This is a genomic window from Cytophagia bacterium CHB2, from assembly GCA_030263535.1.
GTDB lineage: Bacteria > Zhuqueibacterota > Zhuqueibacteria > Zhuqueibacterales > Zhuqueibacteraceae > Coneutiohabitans.
This window is the reverse complement of record SZPB01000115.1, coordinates 1-16,711: the sequence shown is the minus strand read 5'-3', so window position 1 is coordinate 16,711 and position 16,711 is coordinate 1. Positions and strand designations below refer to the sequence as shown.

At 51.9% G+C, this 16,711-nt stretch carries 12 protein-coding genes; 11 read left to right on the top strand and 1 reads right to left on the bottom strand.

Annotated features, from left to right (window positions below; translation table 11 throughout):
• Nucleotides 1–176 precede the first annotated feature (176 nt).
• The 11 genes from FBQ85_12930 (at nt 177) to FBQ85_12880 (ending at nt 14,412) form a co-directional block, all read left to right on the top strand.
• Complete coding sequence (locus FBQ85_12930; GenBank protein ID MDL1876057.1) at nt 177–1,583, top strand: tetratricopeptide repeat protein; 1,407 nt, start codon at nt 177–179, stop codon at nt 1,581–1,583.
• 102 nt (nt 1,584–1,685) lie between these two features.
• Complete coding sequence (locus FBQ85_12925; GenBank protein ID MDL1876056.1) at nt 1,686–2,978, top strand: tetratricopeptide repeat protein; 1,293 nt, start codon at nt 1,686–1,688, stop codon at nt 2,976–2,978.
• A gap of 245 nt (nt 2,979–3,223) precedes the next feature.
• On the top strand, nt 3,224–4,465 hold the full coding sequence (locus FBQ85_12920; protein MDL1876055.1) for an extracellular solute-binding protein: 1,242 nt from the start codon (nt 3,224–3,226) through the stop codon (nt 4,463–4,465).
• Between the two features lie 57 nt (nt 4,466–4,522).
• The gene (locus FBQ85_12915; GenBank protein MDL1876054.1) at nt 4,523–5,425 is read left to right on the top strand and encodes a sugar ABC transporter permease; all 903 of its coding nucleotides are present in this window, start codon (nt 4,523–4,525) and stop codon (nt 5,423–5,425) included.
• Nucleotides 5,426–5,445: 20 nt separating this feature from the next.
• Complete coding sequence (locus FBQ85_12910) at nt 5,446–6,465, top strand: serine/threonine protein kinase (GenBank protein ID MDL1876053.1); 1,020 nt, start codon at nt 5,446–5,448, stop codon at nt 6,463–6,465.
• A 15-nt stretch (nt 6,466–6,480) separates the two neighbouring features.
• The gene (locus FBQ85_12905; protein MDL1876052.1) at nt 6,481–7,407 is read left to right on the top strand and encodes a sugar ABC transporter permease; all 927 of its coding nucleotides are present in this window, start codon (nt 6,481–6,483) and stop codon (nt 7,405–7,407) included.
• Nucleotides 7,408–7,636: 229 nt separating this feature from the next.
• Nucleotides 7,637–8,470 (top strand): hypothetical protein, encoded by an 834-nt coding sequence (locus FBQ85_12900; protein ID MDL1876051.1) that lies wholly within the window; start codon nt 7,637–7,639, stop codon nt 8,468–8,470.
• 52 nt (nt 8,471–8,522) lie between these two features.
• Nucleotides 8,523–9,308 (top strand): acetylglutamate kinase, encoded by a 786-nt coding sequence (argB, locus tag FBQ85_12895; GenBank protein MDL1876050.1) that lies wholly within the window; start codon nt 8,523–8,525, stop codon nt 9,306–9,308.
• Between the two features lie 305 nt (nt 9,309–9,613).
• Nucleotides 9,614–11,104, top strand: a complete 1,491-nt coding sequence (locus tag FBQ85_12890) for a GAF domain-containing protein (protein ID MDL1876049.1) — start codon at nt 9,614–9,616, stop codon at nt 11,102–11,104.
• Nucleotides 11,019–12,392 carry a serine/threonine protein kinase gene (locus tag FBQ85_12885; protein MDL1876048.1) on the top strand — a complete coding sequence of 458 codons (1,374 nt, stop codon included), beginning with the start codon at nt 11,019–11,021 and terminating at the stop codon, nt 12,390–12,392. Before FBQ85_12890 ends, FBQ85_12885 begins: the two co-directional genes overlap by 86 nt.
• 31 nt (nt 12,393–12,423) lie before the next feature.
• Nucleotides 12,424–14,412 (top strand): hypothetical protein, encoded by a 1,989-nt coding sequence (locus FBQ85_12880; protein ID MDL1876047.1) that lies wholly within the window; start codon nt 12,424–12,426, stop codon nt 14,410–14,412.
• On the opposite strand, the gene FBQ85_12875 is transcribed toward FBQ85_12880, so the two are convergent.
• Nucleotides 14,339–15,157 (bottom strand): glycosyltransferase family 2 protein, encoded by an 819-nt coding sequence (locus FBQ85_12875; protein ID MDL1876046.1) that lies wholly within the window; start codon nt 15,155–15,157, stop codon nt 14,339–14,341. The two genes, FBQ85_12880 and FBQ85_12875, sit on opposite strands and share 74 nt — an antisense overlap.
• Nucleotides 15,158–16,711 lie beyond the last annotated feature (1,554 nt).

The following is a 16,711-nucleotide window of genomic DNA, read 5'->3' as shown; positions in this document are numbered from 1 at the left end:
GCGCGCGAAGCTTTCGATCGGTTGATTCAGGAATTTCCGAGCAGTGAATTTGTGGCCAAGGCCGAAGAGCTGCGGGACAAAATCTGAATACGCCAGCAGCGATGATCGTGAAATGACTTCGTGAGGGACTACTTAGGACAGATTCATATCATCAGGCCATTTGGAGGCACATTAATATGAGATTATTATTTAGGACAGCTCTGGCGTTGGCGGGCGTTCTTTGGGCGAATGTCTTCAGCCAAAGCAACGTCGGGCAATTTTCGATCGGCCTCTTGGGCGGGCCGATCAAAATGGCCGGGGACGTCGTCGATTTCTCGACGGTCGAGCAATGGATCGGAATTTCCAGCCGCTATGTCTATACCGATCGCGTCTCGTTTGGCGTGGAAGCCGCCGGCGGATGGGTGCGCGCCTGGAACGGCCAGGGCAGCATGTTCAATTCGGCCAATTCCCTGCCATTCAAAACGAATTTAATCGCACTCAACGGCAACGTTTATATCTTTCCGTTTCGGAGTCAGCGTTTCTCGCCTTTTGTCAATGCCGGCGCCGGGTTTATTTTTTGGGATGTGCGCGATCTACGCGCCTCGAGTGGCGGCACCTTTGCCAACGGCACAAGCATTCGCAGCCAACTCAGCCCCTCATTGAGCGGCGCTCTCGGCTTTGATTATCATTTCAACGATCGTTTTGCGCTGACGAGTCTCGCGCGTCTGCACGGCATGTTGAAAGGCCGGCAGGACACCAGCGGTTTGCAGGGCAACCTCAGCGGCACAGGCGATGCCAACTATCTCGTCGTGGAAGGCCAGTTGGGGCTCCGTTATAGTTTTGGCGGAAGTCCGCGCGCGCAATCTCCGGACGAAGATTTGTTTAGCAGCGATGAAACCTCGCCGTTCGGCGATCCCTCCGACGATCCTGCTTTCGGCAGCGCCTCGCCCCTCGAGGAAACGGATCCCTTTGCAGCCGGCGCCGAAGATACGGCAGATTCGGGTATAGCCTCCGATGAGGATATGCAGGAATACATTCGCCTCAAATCGTTGTCCGACGAGTTGACGCAAGGCATCGAATTGAAAGAGCGTGAAATTTCCTCGTTGCAAGAAACGCTGTTCGACCGGCGAACAAAACTGGGCGAGCTGGAAAGCGGCAAGATCAGTGCAAGCAACGGCGCCGATCGCAACGTGACCCAGCCCCGCATGGACACCGGCGCGCTGACAGGCTCGACGGCCAGCTTCTCGCTGGCCTATGAACGAGGTTTAAGCCTGCTGACTGCGAAGCGCTATCAGGATGCCATCAACATTTTTTCGGATTTGGTGGCGCGTTTTCCGTCACATGCGTTGGCCAGCCATTGCCATTATTGGAACGGTGAGGCCTACTTCAATTTGGGCAATTATCAAGCGGCGATTACCGCGCTCAACAATGTGCTGCAATCATCGCTTTCATTGAAAAAAGACAATGCCCTGTTGTATTTGGGCCGCAGCTATGTCCAGCTCAATCGCACGGACGAAGCCCGCCGCGTGTTTAATCAGTTGATCCAGGAATATCCCAGCAGCGAATTTGTCGGAACGGCTGAGGAAATGCTGGCCAAACTCTAAGCTTGGCGCTGTTACCACGGACAAGGTAGCCGCCGCCTTCTGCGCAAGCGGAAAGCGGCAGAGAATAATCTGAATCAGGACGATGAAGAGGCGATAACAAGGATGACATCAAATCGCTTGCCGGTCATTGCATGTTGGATAGTGCTGGCTGGCCTCTGTTCGCCGGCGCACAGCCAAGATTTGAGCGGACGCTGGCTTTATGGTTTTAGTTTGGGCACGCAAAAATTCATTGGCAATCAAAATGATTCCGCCAATGTTCTGCTCTCCGCCGGGAATGCGACTACCGGCCGGGTGGTGCAATCCGGATACGGCCTCGGCCTTTCCGGTTCGCTGGAACGTCGTTTTTCCTCCCGCCTGGGTTTGGGCTTGTCGCTCGGGTACGCGACTCTGCCTTTCAATCTCCGGTTGAACTTGCCGAATTTTACCGCCACTTCTGCGCTCCGCACCCAGTTGCTATATAGCGAGTTGTTGTTTGACTATGAGCTGGCCAACCAGACGCTCTTTCGTCCCTATCTCATGCTGGGCGCCGGTTATCTCAACTTTCGTGTGTCGGATTCCAAACGCTTGCACGGCGGCAAAGGCTTGATTGGTGCAGGCGCGCGCGTGAAGATTCGACCGCAAATGATGCTGAACGCCAGCCTCGCGTATAATTTCCAGGCAAGCGACAATCTCGACGCCGCCAACAACGGCAAACAAGACGCCTTCGTCAGTGCGCGCCTGGGCGTTTCTTTTATCACCGGCGGCGCGGGTTATACTCCCAAAGATCTGTTCAGTGAAAACCGCACGCGCGAAAATCGCGTTGAACCGGCGATGACGCCATCCCGTGAAGGCAAGGATTCTGCGCGCACGCAAAAAGCAAGCGCGGGCGAGGTTGAAAGCAAGAACAGGTTCGCCGCGAATAACGCGGCCGCGCGCGCGAATCAATCCCCGCCGATCGCGAAATCCAATCCGGCTGGTAGGGCCGGGTCTGCTTCCCAAGCGCAACCCAATCGCAGCAGGCCTGCGGCAACGGCGCGAGCAAAAGCTCCGAGTTTCCCGGTCGCCTATGAGCAAGCCCTGCAGAGCTTTTATGCGCAGCAGTATGCCGCGTCTGTGCAGCAATTCTCCAATTTGATTACACATTATCCCACACATGTTTTGGTTCACAATTGCCATTATTGGCTGGGCAAGGCGCAATTTGAGTTGAAAGATTATCCGGCGGCGATTGTGTCGTTCAATCGCGTGTTGCTGGCGACAAAATCGGCAAAACAAGATGACGCTTTGTTTTTGCTCGGCAGCAGTTTGCTGGAAGTGCGCCGTCCGGAGGAGGCGCGTCAAACATTGCAGCGTCTCGTGCAAAGTTATCCCGAAAGCGCGCTTGCCGGGAAAGCCAAAGAATTGCTCGCGAAGATGTAAAACGGCGTAAATACTTTTTGTGAATCTTGACATTTGAGTTTGGTTTGGCGATGTTCGGCCACGGTTCCGCCGTGGCTGAAACGTATTCGGCGCGGGCATACTGCGCCAGAAGAACTGCACCTCGAAGCCGTCCCGTTTAATCAAATCCCCACACTGCCTTCACCCTTGCGGTTTAGAGCCTGCCTTATTATATTCGCGTCACAATTTTATCGAAAAGAGAACCTTGCAATTTTTGAAACATTCTCATGCGAAACATTGCGCTCGCGTTGGTGTTCGGCGTCCTTTTGCTGGGCATGTTGTATCTGGCTTTTGGCGGCTCGCGTCCGGATCCGAATGAACTCATCATTTGGACGCAAGACTTTGCCCCCGGCCGGGTGGTGTTGGATTCGTTGCTCGCCAAGTTCAGCCGTGAGAATCCCGGTCTCACCGCCAAGCAAATTTATTATGAAACCGAAGAATTGCGCAGCAATTACATCATCGCGGGACTCGGCGGCAGCGGCCCGGATTTGCTTTATGGTCCGGCAGACATGGTCGGCCCGCTGCACGTCATGAAATTGATTCAACCGCTGGACAGTTTGTTGAGCGAAGCTGAACTGGCGAACTTCGATCCCATGGCGCGCGTGCGCTACAAAGGCCATTTGTACATGCTCGCCGATCGCGTCGGCAATCATCTTACCCTGGTCTACAACAAAAAGATTTTGCCGCATCCGCCCAAAACCACCGATGAACTGCTCGATATCGGCAAACGCCTTTCGCAAGACTTGGACGGCGATGGCAGGTATGACATGTACACCCTGGCGTGGAATTTTATCGAACCCTTTTTCTTTGTTCCGTTTTTGGGTGGTTATGGCGGCTGGGTCATGGATGAAAATGCGCGTCCGACGTTGAACACCGAAGCCACCATTCGCGCCTCGCAATTCATTGCCTTGTTGCGTGAAAAAAAAATTGTGCCGTATGAATGTGATCTCGATCTCGCCAATCAACTGTTCAAGCAAGGCAAAGCCGCGATGGTGATCAACGGGCCGTGGAGCTGGGGCGGATACCTCGACGCCGGCGTTGATATTGGCCTGGCGCGTATTCCTCAAGTGAGTGAAACCGGCCTGTGGCCGACGCCCATGGTTTCCGCCACCGGTTTTTGTTTAAATGTGAACAGCAGCGGCGAGCGCCGCGAAAAAGCGCTGAAGCTTCTGCGCTTTTTGACCGAGCCGGAAAATGAGTTGCAATACACCTATGCCCTGCGCGCCATTCCGTCGCGTTTGGAAGCGTGCCAGGATTCGATTTTCTTGCAAGACCCGATCTTGATCAGCTCGCGGGATCAAATTTCCGTTGGCAGGCCCATGCCGATTGATCCCGAAATGCGCGCGATTTGGGACGCCATGCGGCCGGCATATCAAAGTTTATTGAACGGCCGCCTGACACCAGAACAGGCCGCGCTGAAAATGCAAACCGACGCCGAAAAGCTGATTCATGAAATGTTTGCGCAGTGAGTTGATGATTCCGCACAAACGGTTTTGGATCAAACAACCTGCTAAAACGGAGCATTCGTGAGCCTCGCCGATCTCGCCAAAAACTTTCGTGAGAACAAGCTCGCTTATTTTTACGTCCTGCCTTCGTTCCTGGTGCTGGGTTTCGTCGTTCTCTATCCGTTTATCTACAACCTCGTTATTTCCTTCTCGAACATGAGCCTGACCAATTTCCTCGATTGGAAATTCGTCGGCTTTGAACAATATGTCAAAGTTTTTGCCGAGCCGCAGTTCTACATATTGTTTTTGAAAACCATTACCTGGACCGTCGTCAACCTTTTTTTTCATGTCACCATCGGCGTGTCTCTGGCATTGCTGCTGCACCGGCCGTTGCCCGGCCGCGCGATTTTTCGCACGCTGCTGATTCTGCCCTGGGCCGTGCCGCAATACATCACGGCATTGACTTGGCGCGGCATGTTCAACTATGAGTTCGGCTCGATTAATCTCATCATGCAGCAAATTCTCAATCTCGCGCCGGTGCAATGGCTGTCGGATCCGTTCTGGGCTTACACCGCTGCGACGATTACCAACATCTGGCTCGGCTTCCCGTTTATGATGATCATCGCTCTCGGCGGCTTGCAATCGATTCCGAAAGAATTATATGAAGCCGCCGACGTCGATGGCGCGAGTTCGTGGCGGCAGTTCTGGACCATTACCGCGCCGTTGCTCAAACCCGTGATGGTGCCGGCCATCACGCTGGGCGTGATCTGGACGTTCAACAACTTCAACGTCATCTGGCTGGTTAGTGACGGCGGCAAGCCCGCCGATTCGACGCATATTTTGGTGTCTTATGTTTATCGCCAGGTATTCAATTACTACCGCTACGGCTTTGCGGCGGCGCTGTCGCTGGTGATTTTCGGCATTCTATTGGTGTTCGGCATTCGTTTCATCAAGCAAACGAAGGCGACGGAAGCCGTGTATTGAATCGAAAACAACAATAACCCATGTCTGCAACGATCTATCGCGGCCAACGCGGCAGCTATCAAACCGATGATCCTCGTCCGATTGCCTATGGCCGCGTGAGTGTGCTGTTGGCGGGCGCGGACAAAGACGGTAAAAAAGTTGCGCTCAAAGTATTTCGCGAAGCCCCTGAGTTAAAAATGGAATTCGCGCGGGAAATTGCGGCGCAGCAGGCGATGAACCATCCGAATATTTTACCGGTGTTGGATTACGGCGAAAATGTGGGCCCCAATGCCGCGCCGTTTTTAGTGATGCCGTTTTGCGAAGGCGGCAGTTTGCGCCAGTTGATGCAGGGCCGCGATTTTCTTGCGCCTGCCGCGGCGCTCAACATTCTCGATCAAATCGCCCTGGCCGTGGATTACGCGCATCAAAACGGGCTGGTGCATGGCGATATTAAGCCGGAGAATATTCTTTTTCCCCAGCAGGCGGTGTATGCGTGTTTATCTGATTTTGGCGCGGCCAAATATTTTCCGGTGATCGGCAAGATCTCAACGGCCACCGCCGCCGAGCATCGTGGCACCATGACGTACCTCAGCCCGGAAGAGATTCAATATGCGCGGCAATCGCCGGCCTCGGATATTTATGCCTTTGCCGTGGTGGCTTATGAAATGTTTACTGGAAAATATCCGTTTAAAATCGATGCGCCGCTTTATCAATTGCTCACCGCAAAAGTCGAAGGCAAAGTCATCGACCCGGTTGAGTTCAATCATCATTTGCCGGCGGCCGTCAAGCAAGCGTTGCTCGCCGGCTTGCGCGTCGATCCCAAGCAGCGCCCGGCCTCAGCGCGTGACTTCTGTCGCATGCTGCGCGAAGAAATGAAACCCTCGGCTGCGGCTGTTGCGCCGGAAAACGCCGAAGCCGAGCCTGCGCCGGGCAAGTCAAGCGGTTTTTGGCCCTCGCTTTCAGCCACGCAAAAAGTCGCTATTATCAGCGCCCTCATTACCGCGGCTGTGGCGATTGTAACGGCTGTCATCAACATCATTCCCGAGCTGGTGAAGAAATGATTGGGAGTCTGCCTCATGCCGAAGCTTGAAAAGACGACATCGACCCCGACCTATGTTTTGATTTACGCCGTTCTCATCGCCGTCACCGCGCTCACGATTTATCCGGTGCTGCAGGTGATCGGCGTATCGCTGCGGCCCAATGACATGCTGCACACGACTTCGTTGCGTTTGATACCGGAGGATGCTTCATTCGATTCCTACCGCCAGCTCATTGCCATTGATAAAAAGGTGCGCGACAAGGTTGCCCTGGGCTGGCACAACAACGGCCTGCTTGGCGCCTATCGCGCTTTGACGCGGGAAAAACCTTTCATGGGCTGGTTGTTGAACAGTACGATCGTTTCATTCTTGGTGACGATTGTAAGCGTCGCACTGGCCAGCACGGCCGGCTATGCGTTTTCACGCTACAAATTCGTGGGCCGCGATGCCAGTTTGATTGCGCTGATCACGACGCAAATGTTTCCGGTCACGATGTTGCTGTTGCCGCTGTTTTTGATGCTGATCAAATTGAAAGTGTATAACACATATTGGGGCTTGATTATCGCGTACACGGCCACGGCCCTGCCGTTCACGATTTGGCAGATGAAAGGCTATTACGATACCGTGCCCTACAGTTTGGAAGAAGCCGCGCGCATTGACGGTTGCAGCCAATTCCGCACGTTTTATCAAATCGTGCTGCCGCTGGCGGCGCCGGCATTGGTGATCACCGCGCTGTTCAGTTTCATGACGGCGTGGAGCGAGTATCTCGTCGCCGCCGTGATCATCAATGATAAAGCGCTCTACACCCTGCCCATCGGCTTGAAGCAATTTCAGTCGAATTTTGAAACGCAGTGGGGACTTTACGCCGCCGGCGCGGTGATGGTGTGCATTCCCGTGGTAACGCTGTTTCTCATCCTCAGCCGCTGGCTGATTTCGGGGCTGACGTTGGGAAGTGTGAAGGGCTAGGCGCTGAATACGACAACGTCAAAATGACGCAGCACTCTCAAACTGTCATTCCGTTGGAATTTTTTGAATTACTGGCAGGGTCGCAAATGCTTCACCAGCGCCCTTCGGGATGACTTATTAGATGGTTTGATGAAATCACTTATAACCCTGTCATTCAGCAGGAATTCTGTGAAGCACCAGTACGGCCGCACGCACTGGAAAAAGCCAATCCGATGAAATAAATGATAAGATGAAATACCTACTTTTTAAGGTAGAGGGTTTTATTTATTTTTTTTGTTACGGGGAAATCATCATGGAACTGGCGCTTTTGCAGAAAGATATCATCATCAATATTATCTCCAGCCTGCTCGGAGCCGCGCTTAGCATTCTTGCTACAATTGTTATTCGATATTTCAGGCTCAACCGCCCCATTCGAAAAATTTGGAATAATCTAATCCAGGATGATGAAAAATTCTCTTTTATCACAACAGCGCTTGTAACCTCCGAGCATAAGATTTACACGGCAGTACCATCTGCGGAGTTTACGGCTTTATCTGATCTTTTGGCTCAGTTCAAAAAAGTCTACAAAAACATTGAGTTTGATCACTATCCTTCCGGTAAATTTCCCTTTTCCAAAATCGGCGGGCCGCTGCTGCTTGTGGGAGGGCCACGCCACAACGATATAACCAAGCTCTTGTTTGAACGTGTTCATCTACCGGTACGCTTTGATGGGCATAGTCTGGTCGACAAAGATAATGTGCGCAGCACGCCGCTAGCCATTAATCAAACGATCATCAAAGACTATGGCATTATTATCAGTATTCCCAACCCGTTTCATGATAATAATCGAATCATACTCCTGGCGGGCTGCCATGCTTATGGAACAAACGCTGCAATTCGAGCGATGACTTGGCCGTTTCTCAAGGAAACGTTGAAGCATATCTCTTCGCCAGATTATGCTGTTGTTGTGGAGGCTTTGGTCGTAAACGAGTTTGTCAGCAAGCCCAAAATTGTAAAAGTTTTTGAAATTACGGAGCTCGTTGGCGCGAGCATGCCTGTTATCGAATCCGCGCATCCCATCTGAATTTAATGTCTGCAAGAGTTCCAAGAAACAATATAAGCCGGCTCTTCCCTCCATGGAAAAACTCTTCATCATCAAAATCGGTGGAAACGTTATCGATCAACCCGGGGCCTACGCCGCCTTTCTCGACGATTTTGCGCAAATTGAGGGCAAGAAAATTTTAGTACACGGTGGTGGCAAACTCGCCACAGACCTTGCCAGGACTCTCGGCATTGAAACCAAAATGGTGGAAGGCCGGCGCATTACGGATGCGGAAACACTCAAGGTTGTAACCATGGTGTACGCCGGTTTGATCAACAAAAGTATTGTCAGCGGCCTGCAAAGCCGGGGTTGCAATGCCCTGGGTTTAACCGGCGCTGATGCGGACGTCATATCTGCGAAGAAGCGGCAACACCCAACGCTCGATTACGGCTTTGTCGGCGATATTGCGCGCGTCAACACGGCGACGATTATGTCGTTTTTGCATGCTGGCATTTCTCCGGTTTTTGCGCCGCTGACGCACGACGGCCAAGGCATGATGCTCAACACCAACGCCGATGCCATTGCCGCGGCGCTGGCCGGCGCATTGTTACTGCATTTTAAAACGAGTTTGATTTATTGCTTCGACAAAAAGGGGGTTTTGGCGTCCACCCAAGAAGACAGCGTTATTCCCCGCCTGACGCTTGCCCGCTATCATGAACTGCGCAAAGCCGGTATCATCTCTCAGGGCATGATTCCCAAGTTGGACGAGTCCTTCGCCGCTTTGCAAGCCGGAGCGCAAGCCGTCATTTTATGCCATGCCTCTCAAATTCGCCTTGCTGCCGGCGGTGAAACGCCGGTGGGAACCCGCCTGAGTTTGTGACGGAACCGTAATTTTATGCCGGCAGGAATTTTCAGCGATTTTCCTGTACTGACGGTATAAAAGTATGACCAGAAAAGGCTTGAGGACTTCATTTATTGATTGATGAATCGGTAACGCCGCCTTGTTCATGCTGATTGAAAAGTTTCAACGGTATGCAGACGCGTTATTTGCCTGCCTCGTCGAGCGGGAGCAAAGCCTACAGCCCGAAGGCGCAATCACGTGGCTCTCGATGTTGAGGGCAGATGAGCTTGCGCTTTTTTCATTTGATCCCCAGGTTTGCAATCATACAGCGCTTGTTTGAGATTATGGAAAACGAAGAACGTCACAACGGCGACGCCCTTCTTGACGCCCTGTCGCGCATCAGCACGGTTATCAATACGCTGCAAGAGTTCGACGTTTTGCTCGAAAAGATCATGGATATCGCGGTCGAGACGGTGGGCGCCGAGCGCGGATTTATTTTATTGAACAACGAAACCGGCACCCTGAAGGTGCGTATTGCGCGCAACATCACGGAAGAGAAAATTCAAGACGTGGCGCGCATCTCCAGCAGCGTGGTGCGCCAGGTGTTGCAAACCGGCGAAGCGGTGTTGATTTACGACACCGAGAGCGAGGGCGCATTCGAAGACATGCACAGCATCGTCATGTATCAGATTCGCTCGATTGCCTGCGTGCCGTTGAAAATCAAGGAACGGCGCATCGGCGCGCTCTATCTCGACAGCATCAACCATCGCAGCGGCTTCACGCAAACCAGCATTCCCTTCTTGATGACGTTTGCCAATCAGGCCGCCATTGCCATCGAAAATGCCCAGCTTTACCAGCAGCTTCAGGAAGAAAACCGCCAGTTGCGCAAAGAAGTGCAGCGCGTCAGCGGCTTTGCCGGCATCATCGGCGAAAGCCACAAGATGAAGCAGATTTTTGACACCATCAACAGCCTGCTGGATTCCGATGCGCCGGTGTTGATTCAAGGGGAAAGCGGCACGGGCAAGGAATTGGTCGCGCGCGCGCTGCACCATCACGGCGCGCGGCGCGAGAAAACGTTTGTCGCCCTGTTTTGCGGCGCGCTGCCGGAATCGTTGCTCGAAAGCGAACTGTTCGGGCACAAGAAGGGCGCGTTTACCGGCGCCATCAGCGATAAAAAAGGCTTGTTCGAGACGGCAGATTGCGGCACGTTTTTTCTCGACGAAATCGGCGATATCTCGCTCACGCTGCAAACGCAGCTTTTGCGCGTTTTGCAGGAAGGCGAAATCAAGCGCGTCGGCGAGAATCACGTGCGCAAGGTCGACGTCCGCATCATCACCGCCACCAACAAAAATCTTCAGGAAAAAATCAAAGACGGCTCGTTTCGCGAGGATTTGTATTATCGCTTGAACGTCATGAATATCTATTTGCCGGCGTTGCGCGAGCGCGCCGAAGATATTCCGCTGTTGGTGCAGCATTTTCTGCAATTGTTCACCGAAAAATACCGCAAGAACATTCACGGCTTTTCCTCAGCGGCGCTGGATCGCTTGACGCGCTATCACTGGCCGGGAAACATCCGTGAATTGCGCAACACCGTCGAGCGCGCCGTGGTGCACGCCAAGGGCGCATTGATCGGCGTGGAAGATTTGCGCCTGGCCGAGACCAACGGCCATCTTGCGCTTGCCTCCAACATGACGGTGGAGCAGCTCGTGCGCAAGCTGGTCGAGCAAACGTTGCAGGAAACGGGCGGCAATGTCACGCACGCCGCGCAGCGGCTGGGGGTATCGCGACGCTGGATTCAATACAAACAGAAACAGTGGCAATATGGACAGAATTGATGGTTACCAAATTTTTGCCGAGCTGAAAAACGGGCCGGTAACCACAGTCTTTAAAGCGTTCGATACCCGTCGCAATCAAGTCGTCTTGATCAAATTGCTGCAGGCGGAGGCGGCGATCAAGGAACACTGGCGGGCGCAATTCATGCAGGAAAGCCGGATTAGCGCGCAACTCAATCATCCCAACCTGCGCCGCACGCTGCATACAGGCACGCTCGCCGATCAACCCTACATCGTTCTGGAATATGTCGAAGGCCCCACGCTCGCCGAGCTGATCAAGCAGCACAAAAAACTGCCGATTGATTTGTGCATCTACATCGCCAAAGAATTGGCGCGCGCCATTGCTGCGGTGCATCGCAGCAAGGTTTTGCATCGCGACATCAAGCCGCAGAATATCTTCTTATCCATGAGCGGCGCGGTGAAGCTGGGCGATCTTGGTTCCGCGCACGAGCTGGCGGATGTCAGCCCGTTGACCATTGGCACGCCCGCCTACATGTCGCCCGAATATATTTTGGGGCAGGAGGTGGGAGAATCGAGCGATCTGTTCTCGCTGGGAGCCGTGCTTTATGAGATTCTCACCGGCGAAGTCGCATTTGTCAATCGCACGCTGGCCTCGACGTTGCTTCATGTGGTGAATTGGGATCCCGTACCCATCTCGAAATTGCGCCCGGAAACTCCTGCTGAACTCGTCATCACGTGCCAAAAGCTGCTCGCCAAGAAATCCGCCGAGCGTTACGGCAACGCCAAGGTTGTGCTGGACGATCTCAGTTTTTTAGGGCGCAGCTACGGCTTGAGCACCAACCAGCGTGATCTCGCGCAATTTCTGGAATCGCCGGAAACCTACGAAGGCATTGATTTGAAAGCGGTGGCGCAGCGGGATGCAGCGCGCATCGCCGGTTCACGTTTGCAACGCATTCCAACGCTGAGCTGGGGCGTGGCTGCGATTCTCAGCGCAAGCATGTTTCTGGCAGGCGTGCTTTTCATCAAGGGGCTCAAGGAGTATTTCTACGGCCCCCTTGTCAAACCCCCGTCCGGCAGCGTCACGGCGCCGTTGCCGCGCGCGTTCACCAGCGCCAATTGGGGCTATCTTGATTTACATGTCGGTTCCGAAGGAGAAGTCTTGATCGACGGCGAGACGATCGGCGACGGGCCGATGCGCGCCCTCCTAACGTTGCCGGTCGGCCCTCATGAGATTGATATCAACGATCCGTTCGAGGGCGTGAAGAGAAAGAATATTACGATCAATTCCGGCGACACCTTGCGGCTGAGGATTGATTTGAACGAGCCGTGAGTAAGATCCCTGACGAAAGATTTCAAGTCGAATGATTTTTATCCTCCACATCTGCTTCCGGCTCGGCCTGGTCACACTGGCCGTTGCCATGCTGTTTGCCATTACCCCGCAGCAAAAGCTCGAAACCATGTTGAATATTCTCCCCGCGACCATGGGGGGGAAGCCAATGCTGTTCATGACCCTGCCCTTCAGTGACCATCGCGTCTTTGTTTCAGCCTATCACTTTCCCGGATTATTACTCGCCCTGATTTTTGTACTGTTTCTCTGTGCGCGCACCGGCAGGGCGATTCTTGCAGCGCTGGCCAGAAACAAAAAAGCCGCGCTCGCCGGAACGGTATCGCTATTCATTTTTTTGTTTACGCTAACTCCGCGGCCGCCTGTGATCGGCGGGGAAATTAGCTGGTATACCGTGGTCTATCTGCTGTGGGGATCACTCTGTTTGGGGCTGCTGCTGCACGGCCTCGGCCCGTTGGTTCAAGCGCTGAATCAGCGCAAACATTGGCGGCAAATGCTGATTCGAGCATGGAACAAAGCGGTACAGGTTTTTTTAGGCACAAAACCTGCAATTTTTCTGGGTATTCTATTTTTGATTTTCTTTACCCTGACGAATTTGGCCTCCTATTTTCTTTTTGAACACATACCGCATGTGATGGATAGCATCGCCCAGGTCTTTCACGCCAAGATTTTTGCCCTGGGCAAATTGACCGTTCCTTCGCCCGTGCATCGGGAATTTTTTGATCTCAAAAACCTTTATGATCAGAGCACGATTATTAACAACGGGAAGTGGTATTCGCAATATCCTCCTGGCCATTCCTTTCTCTTGATGCTGGGTGTATTATTTGATGCGCCCTGGATCATTAACCCATTGCTGGGTTCGCTGACCATTGTTATGCTTTATTTTTTGGGAAAGGAATTGTATGGTGAAAAAACTGCCCGGCTTACGGCTGTGCTTGGCGTGCTCTCGCCTTTCATTTTTTTTATGTCATCGGAGTTTATGAATCACGCCAGCACTTTGTTCTTCTTTGTATCATGTGTGTTTTCTTTTGCGAAAGCCATGCGTAATAAAAAAATCGGCTATGCTCTTCTCTGTGGTGCGTCTTTAGGAATGATCATAATTATTCGACCGTTGACTGCTGTGGCATTGGCAATTCCTTTCAGCCTTTACAGCCTCTGCCTCCTGCTGAAGCGATTCCGGGAGCATCTATTGCTGCTTGGGGCAATGGCGACGATGATTCTTGTTTTTGTGGGCATCACCCTCTGGTTTAATTTTATGACGAACGGCGATCCGTTTCTATTCGGCTATATTGTTCTTTATGGACCTGATCATATGCCGGGTTTTGGTCATGCGGCTTGGGGTGACGCTCATACCCCAGCAATTGGGTTGCGCAAGACTCTTATGGATCTGAATGGTTTGAACAAATTTCTGTTTGAATGGCCGGTACCTTCGTTGCTCTTTGTTTTTGTACTATTCGCCTCGTTCAGCCGCAACAAATGGGACTATCTGCTGCTGATGGCATTCATCTCGCTCACAGCGGCCTATTTTTTTTATTGGTTTCATCAATGGTGTTTTGGCCCGCGTTTCCTATATGAATCTGCCGCTGCGCTGATCGTATTGACAGCGCGGGGGATTTTGCGGCTTCCCACATTATTTCGAAAAATTCCGGGTGTTTCTATTTCGACGAGAAACGTGAGTGCTGCTACGGCGGCATTTGTTGCCCTATGCGTCTTGATCGCGGCCATTGGTAACATCCCGTCGCTGACGCGATACTACGGGCATAATTTTGCAAATGTAAATGCTGAGATTCTAAAAACCGTAAAGGAAAAAGGAATAAAAAAGGCAATAATTTTTACACCGTCATACTACGGCAATGTACTATCCGCCAATTCTCCTCTGCTGGACACGGATATCATTTACGCCAGAGATCTTGGCGAGAAGAATCATTTGCTCATGTCAGCGTTTCCCGACTACGAGTATTATCTTGCTGATGGCTCGAATATTCAATTGTTGGAGGCAAAGTAACCAGGCCATCTGTTTGAGTTTTATTGGTAGAGACGAAAGCAGGCAAAGGCGGCCTCGGCCGGCTGTGAACAATCAGGTTCCACTTCAGTAACGCACGCAGCGCGCGCACGCCGTCGCGCCAGGTAATCTTTTTTCCTTCATCATAGTCCCGCCCGGTGTAAGTAATCGGAATCTCATAAACACGATAACCATAGCGGAAGAGTTTGACCGTTACCTCGACTTCGAAATCGAAGGTGTAGGATTGGATGTCGAGCGCTTTGAAAGCATCCGCGCGGATAACCTTGAAACCGGTTTCCATATCGGTCAAAATGCCCGAGGTGATAACGTTGGCCAAAAACGTAAGCAATTTGTTGCCCATATAATGCCAAAATAAAAACACCCGATGCGGCCCCAGAAACCGCGAGCCATAGACGGCATCTGCCCAACCAGCTTCGATTAGTGCAAGCGCTTGGGGGTAGTCTTCCGGATGATATTCCAAATCAGCATCTTGAATGACAATGACATCGCCTTGCACTGCCGATAACGCTGTCTTGATGGCTTGGCCCTTGCCTTGATTGCGTGCATGAAATAAACAAATAAGATTTTTTGATTGCCCCAGTTGCTCCAATATTTCTCGTGTGCCATCGGTTGAACCATCGTCAACCACAATGACTTGTTTGGCACATGGCACGTTCATGACCCGCGCGATAATCTGCCGGATGGTCTGTTTCTCGTTATAAACAGGGATAATAACGGATAGCGTCACCGCGAATGCTCCTTAATTAGTTTTTTGCCCCTCTGGTATTGTGCCCGATATGATGTAATATAAATCAAGGCGAAATCAAAGCCTCCCTTTTAAGTTTTTCGTCACGGCTTCGTCCGTTAAAAACTACCGCCCGGGCGCTGTAAATTATTGATGATGAATCGACTCTTCAATGCTTGTATCCCTCTATCCAATAAGCAAAGCGCCCGGGCGGTGATTGAATAGTGACTATTTTGCCACCTGAATTTTGCACAAAGTCTGACAGAATCCGTGATGCGTGCGGGTTTGATGAGGGTGCCAATCGGCCCATTGGATGATGCACAAGAAAATATGTATGAGAGCTTGCTGGTAACTCCAAAGGAGTGAGATGATTATAGTCATGTGCGCACGCCGCCTCTACAAACTCCGACAGGAGTGGTAGATTTTGTTTTCACGATTAAGCTTGAGCCACGTCGATGAAATCTATATGTCACGCCGTCGGCGTTGAGGGCCGTTCGCGTGCACCGCGTCTATAAATATTCTACTCCTCGCGGAGTTGTGTGCGGCGGGCCGTTGAGCATTGACGAATGACAACCATCGTAAAAAATCAGGAAGGATTTTGCCGGCCGCCAGCGGTGTTATCCAGAAAGGAACTTCTGAAGCATTTATGAAAGCGCCGAGGGAGCAATTCCCAAAAGTTGGTGTTCAAAATTGCCCTTTCATTGAGCCGTGAAATTATGTCACCACTTCGTGGTTTCATGAAGAAAAAATGCCAAATGACTATAGTCATGTCATCCCTTCGGGATTTTCCGAACCGAGAATCCCGAAGGGATGACGTGATTATAGAAAGATAACCAAAAAGAACAGGATAAAACCCTGTAAGGATGACATATTTACTGCACCAACCTTTTGGAAGTGCGCCCAAGCGCCGAGTACGTCACAAGGTTCCTGCTGAATGACAAGGCCATATGACGGCTCTCCAAGCGTTGTCATCCCGCAGGGAACTTGTGAAGTATTTACGGAATGCTCCGAGTTCGTCACAGGATTCCTGCTGAATGACAAGACGGTGAGATGCGCCTTGTGAAGCATTTACGAAATGCACCGAGTACGTCACAGGATTCCTTTAAATGACACGATAAAGATGTATGCCTTACCGGATTCCTGCGGAATGACAAGACGAGGAGGTGTGCCTTACCGGCATCCCGAACAAGACGACTTGTTGAATTTGCGCATCGTCGCATAAAATACCTCTGCTAGCCTATCCTTGCGGAGAAACATGGTTGTTTCGTATTGCATGGAATGTTAGCTGTTCCGCGCAATTTTTTTTCGTTCCTCCCAACCCTCACCAAACCGTAATGCGGAGTACACGATTTGTAATCGCGCTGCTAAAAAATCTCGCAGCGCTGCGAAAGAATTTTGCAGTTTGCTGCGCCGGTGCGGCAAAGGTGCCGGCGGAGGACAGCGATCATGATAAGGTATCTGTAGTTTGGCAAATTTTCATGTTCTTTTTCAAAAATTGGCTGAAAAGGCCAGCCAATCCTGAGGTATGGACAGACCTCACCACTGTCCCCGCCGCCA

Excerpts from the sequence above, each read along its gene's own strand:
- FBQ85_12900 (MDL1876051.1), top strand. The coding sequence starts at position 7,637 with ATGAAATACCTACTTTTTAAGGTAGAGGGTTTTATTTATTTTTTTTGT.
- FBQ85_12925 (MDL1876056.1), top strand. The coding sequence starts at position 1,686 with ATGACATCAAATCGCTTGCCGGTCATTGCATGTTGGATAGTGCTGGCT.
- FBQ85_12930 (MDL1876057.1), top strand. The coding sequence starts at position 177 with ATGAGATTATTATTTAGGACAGCTCTGGCGTTGGCGGGCGTTCTTTGG.
- argB (MDL1876050.1), top strand. The coding sequence starts at position 8,523 with ATGGAAAAACTCTTCATCATCAAAATCGGTGGAAACGTTATCGATCAA.
- FBQ85_12910 (MDL1876053.1), top strand. The coding sequence starts at position 5,446 with ATGTCTGCAACGATCTATCGCGGCCAACGCGGCAGCTATCAAACCGAT.
- FBQ85_12890 (MDL1876049.1), top strand. The coding sequence starts at position 9,614 with ATGGAAAACGAAGAACGTCACAACGGCGACGCCCTTCTTGACGCCCTG.
- FBQ85_12880 (MDL1876047.1), top strand. The coding sequence starts at position 12,424 with ATGATTTTTATCCTCCACATCTGCTTCCGGCTCGGCCTGGTCACACTG.
- FBQ85_12905 (MDL1876052.1), top strand. The coding sequence starts at position 6,481 with ATGCCGAAGCTTGAAAAGACGACATCGACCCCGACCTATGTTTTGATT.
- FBQ85_12920 (MDL1876055.1), top strand. The coding sequence starts at position 3,224 with ATGCGAAACATTGCGCTCGCGTTGGTGTTCGGCGTCCTTTTGCTGGGC.
- FBQ85_12885 (MDL1876048.1), top strand. The coding sequence starts at position 11,019 with ATGTCACGCACGCCGCGCAGCGGCTGGGGGTATCGCGACGCTGGATTC.